Below are 12,537 nucleotides of genomic sequence, written 5' to 3'. Positions count from 1 at the left end.
TGAAGACCACCGGACAGACGGCGTCCAGGGGCCGGTTCTGCCATTCGGCCATGCCGTCCATGACCTTGTCGGTGATCGTGGAGATCGTCTGCCGGGAGACGTCGGCGCCGTAGACCTCGGCCAGGTGTGCCTGGACTTCACCGGTCGTCAGGCCCTTCGCGGACAGCGAGATCACCATCTCGCCCACGCCGGTCAGGCGCTTCTGCCGCTTCTTGACGATCTTCGGCTCGAAGCTGCCCTCGCGGTCGCGGGGCACGGCCATCTCGACCGGGCCGACGTCCGTCAGCACGGCCTTGGCCCGGGTCCCGTTGCGGCTGTTGCCGCCGTTCTTCCCGGCCGGGTCGTGCTTGTCATAGCCGAGGTGGTCGGTGATCTCGCCTTCGAGGGCGGACTCCAGGAGCCGCTTGGTCAGCTGCTGGAGCAACCCGCCGTCGCCGGTCAGCCGCAGTCCCTCGGCCTGGGCCCGGACGACCAACTCATCGAGGAGCTGGTCGTCCACACCCCTCGCCGACTGCGGCTCGACGGCCTTGACGGTCTCGGTCACGTTCCCGCTGGTCATCGATGCATCTTCCTTGATCAGGAGTTACACCGAACGTTTTACAGTCCCCCACGACGCCGCTTACCGTGGGGCAGCTCAGCACCGCACTCTGAGCTGAGATCCGACATCGGACCGCATCCGGAGGTCGAGCCCTCGCGCACGCACTCCGCAGCCCCACTGGATTTCCGAATACGTTCCGAATGCCATGGAGCCATGACCATCGCATCAGGCCTCCCCGTGGCGACTCGGCGCTCCTCGGACCTGAGCAAGCACTCCGCCGAGGTCTTCGCCGAGGCCGAGGACCACCCCGTGACGGTGACCCGGCGCGACGGCGAGGCTCTGGTCCTGATGTCGCAGCGCGAGGCCGAGGGCCGTGCCCGCTTGCTGCACTTTGCCGCGCAGCTCATCGCTGTCACCCTCGACGACCGCGGCTCGCTCGCCGAGCGGATGTCCAAGGCCTTTCCCTGGATGCTCGCGCTGTCGCCAGCTGACCGGGAGTCCTGCGCGCAGGACCTCGTCGATGCGGGGCGCGCGTCGTTCTCCACCGACCAGCCGCACCTCGCGATCGCAGAGCTGACCTCCTGGAAGGAGACGGCCACCGCCGTCGCGGCCGGGCTCAGCAGCGGCAGCGCCGGTCTGGCGTGGCTCGACGACGACGAGACCGTGGAGCGTCCGTAGCCGTGGCGGTCGCCAAGAGGGGCGAGCTGGTTCCTCGCCCTCCGAAGGGGATCGAGTACGAGATCCGCTTCGCCACAGCCGACGCGCAGAAGGGATGGCGCGACCTCGTCGCGACGATCCGCAGCCCCATGACGGAGACCTGGGACTTCCTCACGCGGACGTCACTGTCCTCGACGCCGACGAACTATCGGCTCAAGGGTGAGCTCGGCGTCATCGAGCGTGGCGGCGTGACGCATGAGCGGTGGCAGCACCAACCGACCGCGAAGGGCACCGCGCGTCTGGTCCTACGTCCATGAGCGCACGGTCTTCCTGGAGCAGGTGCACACGAGCCACCCGAACGAGACGAAGTAGGCGCGTTTCGCAGCGTCGCACATCACTGCCACCGGCGGTACGTGCGGGGATGCTGCTGTTCCTGGGCGCGGATCAGGCCATTGCGGGACAGCACGTGGTGGACAGTGGCCCGCGACCGCGCCGACTCCAGCCCGCGGCCGGACAGCTCGGGGGAGACCGGGCGGGCACCCCACCGGGGGTGCCGGCGGCGCAGCGCGCAGATCTCGGCCTCGACCTCGGCGGACAGGCGCGTGGGACTGCTCCGTGGCTGACGGGAGCGATCCAGTAGACCGGGCATGCCCTCCTCCTCGAACCGCCGTCAGCTGTGCAGGGTCTGGCGCCAGGTGCCGTGTCGGGCCGCGACCTCACTGATCGCAGACCCGCCGAGCACTTCGCGGACAGCCCGGTAGCGGTACTCGGCCCACTGCTGTATATCCATGACTCCGACGGAAGCACCTCTGCCGCAAAGGCGGTGGGGGGCGCCGCGGCGGCAGGGCCTCCGCGGCGCCGACGTCCCCCGGGGCTGTGCCCCGCGAACCGCGGGGCACAGCGCTGTGCCGTGTTCCGGAACGGCGCGGCTCCGCGCTCCACGTGTGCCCCGCCGTCCACATCTGAGCACCCGCATCGCTCAAGGTCTTGACGGGAAGAACCGCAGACGGTCCCCTTAGAGTTCATGTGTTGGAAGCAGGCTGGCGCCCCATCGTCGTGGCGCGGCCGACGGTCGCGGCCGGCGCGCCGCACCGTCCAGGCGGGAGTGGATCAGTAGTGGAGACACCGGGGTCGCAGTCGTCGCTGCACCGGGCCAACCTGGAGCGCGTGATCAGGGCCGTGAGGATGGCCGGGTCCCTGACTCAGGCGGAGATCGCGCGGGCGACGGGCCTGTCGGCGGCCACCGTCTCCAACATCGTCAGAGAGCTGAAGGACAGCGGCACGGTGGACGTGACCCCCACCTCGGCCGGCGGGCGGCGAGCGCGCAGCGTCTCCCTCTCGGGTGACGCGGGCATCGTCGTGGGGGTCGATTTCGGCCATTCCCACCTGCGGGTCGCGGTGGGCAATCTGGCGCACAAGGTGCTGGCCGAGGAGTCCGAGCCGATCGACGTGGACGCCTCGGCGGCCCAGGGGTTCGACCGGGCCGAGCAACTGGTCGAGCGCCTGATTGTGTCCACCGGTGCCGCGCGCAGCAAGGTCATCGGCGTGGGGCTGGGCGTCCCGGGGCCGATCGACGTGGAGACCGGCGTGCTCGGCTCCACCGCCATCCTGCCGGGGTGGACCGGGACCAACCCGCGCGACGAGCTGACCGCCCGGCTCGGCGTGCCCGTCCACGTCGACAACGACGCCAACCTCGGCGCGCTCGGGGAGCTGGTCTGGGGGAGCGGGCGCGGGGCGTCCGACCTCGCGTACATCAAGGTGGCCAGCGGTGTCGGCGCGGGGCTCGTCATACGCGGGCAGATCTACCGCGGTCCGGGCGGCACCGCGGGGGAGATCGGGCATATCACTCTGGACGAGTCGGGGCCGGTCTGCCGGTGCGGCAACCGCGGCTGCCTGGAGACGTTCACCGCCGCCCGCTACGTGCTGCCGCTGCTGGCGTCCAGCCACGGCCCCGACCTGACCATGCCCGCGATGGTCGCACTGGCCCGGGAGGGCGACCCCGGCTGCCGCCGGGTGGTCGCGGACATCGGGCGCCACATCGGCAGCGGTGTCGCCAACCTGTGCAACCTGCTCAACCCCGGCCGGGTGGTGCTCGGCGGCGACCTCGCCGAGGCCGGCGGACTGGTGCTCGACCCGATCATGGACTCGGTGTCCCGGTACGCCATCCCCAGCGCGGCCCGCCAGCTCTCGGTGCTCCCGGGGGCCCTGGGCGGCAGGGCCGAGGTGCTGGGGGCGCTGGCCCTGGTGCTCAACGAGATGGGGGACGCCCCGTTGCTGGAGTCCACCGCCGGGACGCCGGTGGTGGCGTCCGCCTGAGACCCGGGAAGGCGTTCGGGCGGCCCGAGGCGGTGGCTGTCCGGACGCCCTCCGGGCCCCTCCGGATGCCGGGGTGGCTGTGCCCCGGAGGGGCATGAGAGCGCTCCCGTCGCCGTCGCCTCTTCCGGGCCGGCCGGCGGCGGGTGGGGCCGGACGGGAATCCGGGAAGCCCGCTGCTGGACACTCTGCGTTCAGGTTGTTCACGCATGGCATCGTTGCCATCTCGTTAATGATTTACTTCTTGACGGAATATCGGGGTGCGGGTTGACTTCACGCCACCTCGGCCGCAACGTCGCGGCCTCGTCAGGGAGGTATTCCTTATGAACGCGACTCTGCGTCGTGCCGCCGTTGCACTGGCCGCCACCGCCATGGCCACCTCACTCGCTGCCTGCGGCAGCGCCAAGGAAGCCGGCGGGGGCAGTGACTCCGCGGAAGAGAAGAAGGACGGTCCGCTCTCCGTCGGCCTGCTGCTGCCGGAGGACCAGACTGCCCGCTACGAGAACTTCGACCGCCCCTTGATCGAAGCGAAGATCAAGGAACTCTGCGACGACTGCGACATCACGTACGTCAACGCGAAGCAGGACGCCTCGGTTCAGCAGCAGCAGATGAACTCGATGATCACCAAGGACGTCGACGTCATCATCCTCGACGCGGTGGACGCCAAGTCCATCGCCGGCTCGGTCAAGAAGGCCGACAGCGAGGGCATCCCGGTCGTCGCCTACGACCGGCTCGCCGAAGGCCCGATCTCCGCCTACACCTCCTTCGACAACGAGGAGGTCGGCAAGGTCCAGGGCCAGGCGCTCCTGGACGAGCTGGGCGACAAGGCCGACGAGGGCCAGATCGTCATGATGAACGGCTCGCCGACGGACCCGAACGCCGCGATGTTCAAGAAGGGCGCGCTGTCCGTCCTGGAGGGCGAGGTGGAGGTCGGCAAGTCCTACGACACCACCGAGTGGAAGCCCAGCGAAGCCAACAAGAACATGAACGGCGCCATCTCCTCGATCGGCAAGGACAAGGTCGTCGGCGTCTACTCGGCCAACGACGGCATGGCGGGCGGCATCATCACCGCGCTCAAGGGCGCGGGTTTCGACCCGCTGCCGCCGGTCACCGGCCAGGACGCGGAACTCGCCGGTGTGCAGCGCATCGTCGCCGGTGAGCAGTTCATGAGTGTCTACAAGCCGTACAAGCCCGAGGCGGACGCGGCGGCCGAGATGGCCATCGCCCTGGCCCGCGGCGAGGACGTCAAGGCCGACACCACGATCGACAGCGCCACCACCGAGGGCATCCCGGCCACGCTGATCACCCCGGTCTCGCTGACCGTCGACAACATCGAGGAGACCGTGCTCAAGGACGGCCTCTACGAGCTGAACGACATCTGCACGACCAAGTACCAGGACGCCTGCGAGAAGGCCGGCTTGAAGTAGGCCCGGCCCGGGGCCGGTGCGGTGCGCCGCACCGGCCCCGGCACGGCAGTTGTGGTCCCGCCCCCGTGCCCCGCGGCATCCGCCCGGGGCACGGGCGGTGCCGGATGTTCCTGTGCACATCTTCTAGGAGTTGGTCCCCATGTCCGCTACGCCTGTCCTGGCGTTGCGCGGAATCTCCAAGCGCTTCGGTGCCGTGCAGGCGCTCACCGAAGTCAGCCTGGAGGTCCATGCCGGTGAGGTGGTCGCGCTGGTCGGCGACAACGGCGCCGGCAAGTCCACCCTCGTCAAGGCGATCGCCGGAGTCGGCCCGGCCGACGAAGGGGTCCTGGAGTGGCAGGGCGAGCCCGCCTCGGTCGGGCGCCCGCACGATGCCCAGGACCTCGGAATCGCCACCGTCTACCAGGACCTCGCGCTCTGCGACAACCTGGACGTCGTCGGCAACCTCTTCCTGGGCCGGGAGATCCAGCGAGCCGGTGTGCTCGACGAGGTCCGGATGGAGCAGCGCAGCCGCGAGCTGCTCGACTCCCTCTCGATCCGCATCCCCAGCGTCCGCATCCCCGTCGCCTCGCTCTCCGGCGGCCAGCGCCAGGTGGTCGCCATCGCCCGCTCGATGCTGGGCGAGCCCAAGCTGGTGATCCTGGACGAGCCGACCGCCGCGCTCGGCGTCGAGCAGACCGCCCAGGTACTCGACCTCGTCGAGCGACTGCGCGAGCGCGGTCACGCCGTGATCCTCATCAGCCACAACATGGCCGATGTCAAGGCGGTCGCCGACAAGGTCGCGGTGCTCCGTCTGGGCCGCAACAACGGCATCTTCGACGTCGCCACGACCTCGCAGGAAGAGGTCATCTCCGCCATCACCGGCGCCACGGAGAATGCCGTGACCCGCCGCAAGGCGCGTACCGCGGAGGGAACGCAGTGAGTACCGAACTCTCTCAGAGCCCCGGGGACGGCACCCCGGGCACCGCTTCCGACAGCACGGCAGCCGTGCCCGAGGCCGGCTTCGTCGACCCGCGGCTGCTCGTCCGCCAGCAGGGCTTCAAGGGCTACTGGACCGACTTCACGCGCAGGATGCGCAGCGGGGAACTCGGTTCGGTCCCCGTCGTCGTCGGCCTGATCGTCATCTGGGCGATCTTCCAGTCGATGGAGCCGAACTTCCTGTCCGCGCAGAACCTGAGCAACCTCTCGATCTACGTGGTGGGCACCGGTCTGATCTCGGTCGGCATCGTCTTCGTCCTGCTCCTCGGCGAGATCGACCTCTCGGTCGGCTCCGTCAGCGGGCTCGCCGGCGCGGTGTTCGCCGTGCTGGCCGTGAACCAGGGCATGAACGAGTGGCTCGCGGTGCTCGCCGCGCTGGTCACCGGTGCGCTGGCCGGTGCGGTGCACGGCTTCTTCTTCGCCCGGGTGGGGGTGCCGGCCTTCGTCGTCACCCTGGCCGGCCTGCTGGCCTGGAACGGACTGATGCTCCAGGTGCTCGACAGCACCGGCACCATCAACCTGGACGACCAGGGCCTGGTCGCCACGCTGTCCAGCCACTACTTCAGCGACGTGGCCGCCGGCTACGGACTGGCCCTGGTGGCCACCGCCGGCTACTTCCTCGCCCAGTTCCTGGACAGCCGCCGCCGCAAGGCCGCGGACATCCCGGCCCGCCCGATGAGCGAGATAGGGGTGCGCACCGCGGTGCTCGGCGTGCTCTCCCTCGTTGCGGCGTACATGCTCAACCAGTACCGGGGACTGCCGCTGGCACTGCTGATCTTCCTGGTGGTGCTGGTCGGCTTCGACCTGCTGCTGCGTCGCACGTCCTACGGCCGCAAGGTCTTCGCGCTGGGCGGCAACACCGAGGCGGCACGGCGGGCCGGCATCAACGTCCCGCTGATCCGCATCTCGGTGTTCAGCATCGCGGGCACCATGGCCGCCTTCGGTGGTCTGCTGATCGCCTCCCGGATCGCCGCGGCGAACCAGGGCGCCGGCAGCGGAAACCTGCTGATGGAGGCCATCGCCGCCGCCGTCATCGGCGGTACCAGCCTCTTCGGCGGTCGCGGCAAGATCTGGTCGGCCCTGCTGGGCATGCTGGTCATCGGCTCCATCGCCAACGGCCTGGCGCTCCTCGGCAGCCCGGCGCACGTCCAGTACATGATCACCGGTGGCGTGCTGCTGGCCGCGGTCGTCATCGACTCGGTCTCGCGGCGGACCCAGAAGACCGCCGGCCGCACCTGAGCCGGGGACGCACCCCGCGCCCGTCCCCGCCGTCGCCCCTCGCGGGGAGAGGACGGCGGGGACGGGCGTATTCGTGCCCGCGTACGACCCGGCACTCCCGCGCGTGACGCATCTCGCTGACCCTGCGGACCACCTCGTTCCGGACAGAACATTAGACTCGGCTGATCGGTTCAGGCCTGTACCGGCTCGAAGCAAGGAGGCTCAGTGCCAAAGGCGCCGCGCGATGCACGTCAGCCCGGAGCGGGGGGTGACGGGTGGGCGTTGCTGACCCGCATCAAGGGACCGCGCGACCTCGACGGGCTCGGCCCCGAGCAGCTCGACCGGCTGGCGGCGGAGATCCGGGAGTTCCTGGTGGACGCCGTGGCCAGGACGGGCGGCCATCTCGGCCCGAATTTGGGCGTGGTGGAACTGACCATAGCCCTGCACCGGGTCTTCGACTCGCCACGGGACAGGGTCCTCTTCGACACCGGGCACCAGAGCTACGTGCACAAACTGCTCACCGGGCGGCAGGACTTCGCCCGGCTGCGCGCCAAGGGCGGCCTCTCCGGCTACCCGTCGCGCGCCGAGTCCGAGCACGACGTCATCGAGAACAGCCACGCCTCCACCGTGCTCGGCTGGGCGGACGGCCTCGCCAAGGCCAACGAGGTGCGCGGCACCGGCCACCAGGTCGCCGCCGTCATCGGGGACGGTGCGCTGACGGGCGGCATGGCCTGGGAGGCGCTGAACAACATCGCCGCCGCGCAGGACCGCCCGCTCGTCATCGTCGTCAACGACAACGAGCGCTCCTACGCGCCGACGATCGGAGGCCTCGCCGACCACCTCGCGACGCTGCGGATGACCGACGGCTACGAGCGCTTCCTCGCCCGCGGCAAGGAGGTCCTCAACCGCACCCCGGTGGTGGGCAGGCCGCTGTACGAGACGCTGCACGGCGCCAAGAAGGGCCTCAAGGACCTGGTGGCCCCCCAGGGCCTCTTCGAGGACCTGGGCCTGAAGTACATCGGCCCGATCGACGGCCACGACATCGCCGCCGTCGAATCCGCGCTGCACCGGGCCAAACGCTTCGCCGGGCCGGTCATCGTGCACTGCCTCACCGAGAAGGGCCGCGGCTACCAGCCCGCGCGCCTGGACGAGGCCGACCAGTTCCACGCCGTCGGGGTGATCCACCCCGACACCGGTCTGCCCGTCTCCTCCTCCGGCGCGGACTGGACCTCGGTGTTCGCCGAGGAGATGGTGCGGCTCGGCCGCGAGCGCGAGGAGATCGTGGCCATCACCGCCGCGATGATGCGCCCCACCGGCCTGCACCGGTTCGCCGCGGAGTTCCCCGACCGCGTCTACGACGTCGGGATCGCCGAGCAGCACGCCGTGGTCTCCGCCGCGGGCCTGGCCACCGGCGGCCTGCACCCGGTGTTCGCCGTCTACGCGACCTTCCTCAACCGGGCCTTCGACCAGGTGCTGATGGACGTCGCGCTGCACGGACTCGGCGTGACCTTCGTCCTGGACCGGGCCGGCGTCACCGGCACCGACGGCGCCTCGCACAACGGGATGTGGGACATGTCGCTCCTCCAGGTCGTCCCCGGCCTGCGGATCGCGGCCCCGCGGGACGCCGAGCAGCTGCGGGCCCAGCTTGACGAGGCCGTCCGGGTGGACGACGCGCCGACGGTGGTGCGCTACTCCAAGGGCGCCGTCGGCCCGGCCGTCCCCGCGATCGGCACCGCGGGCGGCATGGACGTCCTGCACCGCGCCGAGGACGCCGAGCGGCCGGACGTGCTGCTGGTCTCGGTCGGCGCGCTGGCCCCGATGTGCCTGGACATCGCCGGGCTGCTGGACCAGCAGGGCATCACCACCACCGTGGTGGACCCCCGCTGGGTCAAGCCGGTCGACGCCGCGCTCGCCCCGCTCGCCGAACGCCACCGGGTGGTGGTCACCGTCGAGGACAACAGCCGGGCGGGCGGTGTGGGCAGCGCGGTCGCACAGGCTCTCCGGGACGCGGGCGTGGACGTGCCGCTGCGGGACTTCGGCATCCCGTCGCGCTTCCTCGACCACGCCACGCGCAAGGAGGTGCTGGCCGAGATCGGTCTGACCGCTCCGGACATCGCACGGCAGGTCACCGGCCTCGTCGCTCGGATCGACGGGTCGCCCGGATCGACGGGCGCTACGAGGAGCCCCGTCCGCGGGTGAACGGGCGGGGGAGCGCCGCCGCGCCCGAGCGGGAGGCGGCACGCGACTGAGGCCGGGGCGGCCTCCGCCCCGGCGGGGTGGCCATCGGCGCCCCACCGGTCGCCGGGGGGCCCGGCGGTGCCCGATAGGTTGGCCCCATGCCATCCCCCGAGCCGCAGCAGGGCAGGCCGCTTCCCCCGCGTCCCCGGTCGCCCGAGGTGGGCGGTGGCCCGCTGCTGCTGCGGCCGGGGGCCGCGCGTCCCCGCGCCGTGCCCGCGGCTCCGGGCCGCCTGCGCTCCACCGTTGCCCGTGGGGTGTCCGCGGTGGCCGAACCCGGCTCCACCGGCTACTGGCTGAGGCTGCTGCCGGTGCTGGCGGTCGTCGCCGTCACCGTCCGGCTGCCGTCCTTCCAGCGGCCCGTCTGGAACCCCGACGAGGGCTTCCTCGCCACCCAGGCCCGGATGCTGGCCGACGGCGGGACCCTCTACGAGACGGTCGTCGACCGCAAACCGCCGCTGATGCCCTGGATCTACCGGGCCGCGTTCGCCGTGTTCGGTGACTCCTCGCTCCTGCCGCTGCGGGTACTCGCGGTGCTCTCCGTCCTGGCCACCGCCGTGCTGCTCGCCTCCCTCGCACGCCGCCTCTGGGGCGACCGGGCGGGAGCCGCCGCGGGACTGCTCTTCCTGGTGGCCTCCATCGGCCTCAACCCGGAGGACGCCCAGGCGGCCGGGTTCGAGGTCTTCATGCTGCCCTTCACCGCCGCCGCGATGTGGTGCGCGGACCGGCGCCACTGGCTGGGTGCCGGGCTGGCCGTGGCGGGCGCGGTGCTGGTCAAGCAGACCGGCGGCGCCGTCCTGCTGCCGGTGCTGTTCGTGCTGTGGCGCGCCGTGCCGTACGGGCCGCTCCGCCGGCAGGCGCTGGCCCGGACGGCCGCCGGGTTCGCCGTGCCGCTGGTGGCCGCGGCGCTCGTCACCGGGGTCGACCGCTGCCTGTTCTGGACGGTCACCGGCTCCGGCTCGTACGCCTCCTTCACCGGCTCGGAGCTGCACGTGCTCGGCCGCGGCATCGTCAACACCCTGGTCTTCGCCGGAGGCGTCGCGGGCCTGCTGCTGCCCCTCCTCGTCGTGCTGCGCCGGCGGCCGGACCACCGCCGGGTGCTCACCGCGGAGCTGTGGGTGTGGCTGGCCGCCTCCGCGCTGGCCGTACTGACCGGCTTCCACTTCTTCGGCCACTACTACCTGCAACTGCTGCCGCCGCTGGCCCTGTTGAGCGCCGGGTCGCTGCACCTGCTCACCGCGGACTGGCTGCGCGCCACGGCCGTCTGCTCCGCCGCGACGGCCGTTCTCTTCCTGGGCTGGGCCGGGAACGCCGACCGGGGGGAACTCGACCACTCCCAGCGGCTGGCCGAGGCCGTCCAGCAGCGCACCGGTCCGGAGGACGAGGTGCTCTTCTGGGGCATGCACCCCGAGAACTACTGGCTGGCCGACCGCAGACCGGGCTCCCGGTACCTCACCGCCGGGCTGCTCACCAACTTCAGTGGTGGCCGCGACGGCCCCACGGTGGGGGAGCGGTACGGCATGGACGGGAGCTGGCCCACCCTGATGGCCGAACTCACCACCGACCCGCCCAGGGTCATCGTCGACGACTCACGCGGGAAGCCCTTCGCGGCGGCGCGGATGCCCCGGCTGCGCCAGGTGCTCGCCGCCCAGTACGAGCAGGTCGCGGTGGTGGACGGTTCCGTCATCCACGTCCTCGCCGACCCGCCCCGCTGACCGCGCCGGGGCCCGCCACGCCGGCTCCCAGCGCCCGGACCCGCTCCCGCAGACCCCGGTCCGCGGTGACCACGGTGCAGCGGCGCCCCCGCGCCTCGGCCGCGACCAGCGCCACCACGGCGTCATCCCCGCTGCCCTCCGCGGCGACCACCCGCACGCCCTCGACCTGCTCCACGCCGCGCGCCGCGCCTTCCACGACGAGCACGCACTCCCACGGGCCGGGCAGCTCCGGCAACCCCTCGGCCGCGTGGCCGGCGAGCCGGTCGCGGAGGCGGGCCGCGGCGCCCCTGCGGTCCCGCCACCAGCCGTCCGGCACCGAGCCGACGACGTTGGCGGCGTCCACGACGAGCAGGAGCGGCGCGGACACCGTCAGCCCTCCGCGGCGGACGGTGCGGCGGTCGCCGCGGACGGGTGGCGCAGCAGCCAGCCCTCCCAGGCCGAGGCGACCATCGCGCGCACGTCGTGCCGGGCCGTCCAGCCCAGGGCCTCCGTGATCCGCTCGGCGGAGGCGACGGTCCGCGCCGGGTCGCCGGGCCGCCGCGGAGCCACCTCGGCCGGCAGGTCGCCGCGGCCGGTCACCTCGACGACGAGGTCCATCATCTCGCGCACCGAGACGCCCTCGCCGCGGCCGATGTTGAACGTGAGTTCGGTGCCCGCCGGAGAGGGGACCAGCGCGCGGGCGGCGGAGACGTGCGCCGCGGCGAGGTCCTCGACGTGGATGTAGTCCCGGACGCAGGTGCCGTCCGGGGTCGGGTAGTCGTCCCCGAAGATCAGCGGCGGCAGGCCGTCGGTGAGCCGCTCGAAGACCATCGGCACCAGGTTGAAGATCCCGGTGTCGGACAGCTCCGGAGTCGCCGAGCCCGCGACGTTGAAGTAGCGCAGGCAGGCGGTGGAGATACCGTGCGCGCGCCCCGCTGCCCGGGCCAGCCACTCCCCGGCGAGCTTGGTCTCGCCGTAGGGGCTGATCGGGACGCACGGGGTGTCCTCGGTGACCAGTTCGGCTTCCGGCATGCCGTACACGGCCGCGGAGGAGGAGAAGACAAGGCGCGCCACCCCGGCTGCGGCCATCGCCGACAGCAGCACCTGGAGGCCCTGCACGTTCTCGCGGTAGTAGCGCAGCGGCTGCTCCACGGACTCGCCGACCTGCTTCTTCGCCGCCAGGTGCACCACGCAGGTCACGCCGTGCTCCGCCAGCGTCCGCTCCAGCAGTGCCTCGTCCAGTGTGGAGCCCGCGACGAAGGGCACCTCGGCCGGGACGCGCTCGCGCACGCCGGTGGACAGGTCGTCCAGCACGACGACGCGCTCTCCGGCCAGGGTGAGGGCCCGGACGACGTGGGCGCCGATGTAGCCGGCGCCGCCGGTGATGAGGTAGGTCATCCGCGAAGTCTACGGGGGCGGGCGGACACGGGTGGCGCCCGTCCGCACCGGGTGCGAACGGGCGCCGCCGACGGGGCCGACC

The 12,537-nt window shown here is 71.9% G+C and carries 11 protein-coding genes and 1 pseudogene; 8 read left to right on the top strand and 4 right to left on the bottom strand.

Annotated elements, in window-relative coordinates; genetic code table 11:
* On the bottom strand, window positions 1–559 hold a 559-nt coding region (locus H300_RS0109145; RefSeq protein WP_028427194.1), incomplete at its 3' end, for an IS256 family transposase.
* A gap of 192 nt (window positions 560–751) precedes the next feature.
* On the opposite strand from H300_RS0109145, the gene H300_RS0109140 reads away from it, so the two are divergent.
* Both H300_RS0109140 and H300_RS25885 read left to right on the top strand, forming a co-directional pair.
* Entirely contained in the window at window positions 752–1,216 is a 465-nt protein-coding gene (locus H300_RS0109140; protein ID WP_028427193.1) for a type II toxin-antitoxin system Phd/YefM family antitoxin, read from the top strand.
* A 2-nt stretch (window positions 1,217–1,218) separates the two neighbouring features.
* Window positions 1,219–1,512 (top strand): hypothetical protein, encoded by a 294-nt coding sequence (locus H300_RS25885; RefSeq protein WP_486583670.1) that lies wholly within the window; start codon window positions 1,219–1,221, stop codon window positions 1,510–1,512.
* Window positions 1,513–1,589: 77 nt separating this feature from the next.
* Here H300_RS25885 and H300_RS29950 read toward each other — a convergent pair.
* A pseudogene (locus H300_RS29950) lies at window positions 1,590–1,853 on the bottom strand (helix-turn-helix domain-containing protein); the annotation flags it as partial.
* Between the two features lie 458 nt (window positions 1,854–2,311).
* On the opposite strand from H300_RS29950, the gene H300_RS0109120 reads away from it, so the two are divergent.
* The 6 genes from H300_RS0109120 (at window position 2,312) to H300_RS0109095 (ending at window position 11,078) form a co-directional block, all read left to right on the top strand.
* Complete coding sequence (locus H300_RS0109120; RefSeq protein ID WP_028427191.1) at window positions 2,312–3,511, top strand: ROK family transcriptional regulator; 1,200 nt, start codon at window positions 2,312–2,314, stop codon at window positions 3,509–3,511.
* Between the two features lie 320 nt (window positions 3,512–3,831).
* Complete coding sequence (locus tag H300_RS0109115; RefSeq protein ID WP_028427190.1) at window positions 3,832–4,935, top strand: ABC transporter substrate-binding protein; 1,104 nt, start codon at window positions 3,832–3,834, stop codon at window positions 4,933–4,935.
* Window positions 4,936–5,074: 139 nt separating this feature from the next.
* Window positions 5,075–5,854, top strand: coding sequence for an ATP-binding cassette domain-containing protein (locus tag H300_RS0109110; protein WP_028427189.1), 780 nt, complete (start codon window positions 5,075–5,077; stop codon window positions 5,852–5,854).
* Complete coding sequence (locus H300_RS0109105; RefSeq protein WP_028427188.1) at window positions 5,851–7,149, top strand: ABC transporter permease subunit; 1,299 nt, start codon at window positions 5,851–5,853, stop codon at window positions 7,147–7,149. Before H300_RS0109110 ends, H300_RS0109105 begins: the two co-directional genes overlap by 4 nt.
* A 204-nt stretch (window positions 7,150–7,353) precedes the next feature.
* A complete protein-coding gene (dxs, locus tag H300_RS0109100; RefSeq protein ID WP_078515830.1) occupies window positions 7,354–9,327 on the top strand; it encodes a 1-deoxy-D-xylulose-5-phosphate synthase in 1,974 nt (657 codons plus the stop codon).
* Between the two features lie 137 nt (window positions 9,328–9,464).
* Complete coding sequence (locus H300_RS0109095) at window positions 9,465–11,078, top strand: glycosyltransferase family 39 protein (RefSeq protein WP_078515829.1); 1,614 nt, start codon at window positions 9,465–9,467, stop codon at window positions 11,076–11,078.
* On the opposite strand, the gene H300_RS0109090 is transcribed toward H300_RS0109095, so the two are convergent.
* Both H300_RS0109090 and galE read right to left on the bottom strand, forming a co-directional pair.
* The gene (locus H300_RS0109090) at window positions 11,047–11,451 is read right to left on the bottom strand and encodes a hypothetical protein (RefSeq protein WP_037979682.1); all 405 of its coding nucleotides are present in this window, start codon (window positions 11,449–11,451) and stop codon (window positions 11,047–11,049) included. The genes H300_RS0109095 and H300_RS0109090 overlap by 32 nt on opposite strands.
* Complete coding sequence (gene galE / locus H300_RS0109085; RefSeq protein WP_028427184.1) at window positions 11,448–12,455, bottom strand: UDP-glucose 4-epimerase GalE; 1,008 nt, start codon at window positions 12,453–12,455, stop codon at window positions 11,448–11,450. Before galE ends, H300_RS0109090 begins: the two co-directional genes overlap by 4 nt.
* Between the last annotated feature and the right edge of the window lie 82 nt (window positions 12,456–12,537).

This window comes from Streptomyces sp. TAA040, assembly GCF_000424845.1.
This window is presented reverse-complemented; position numbering and strand designations above follow the sequence as displayed.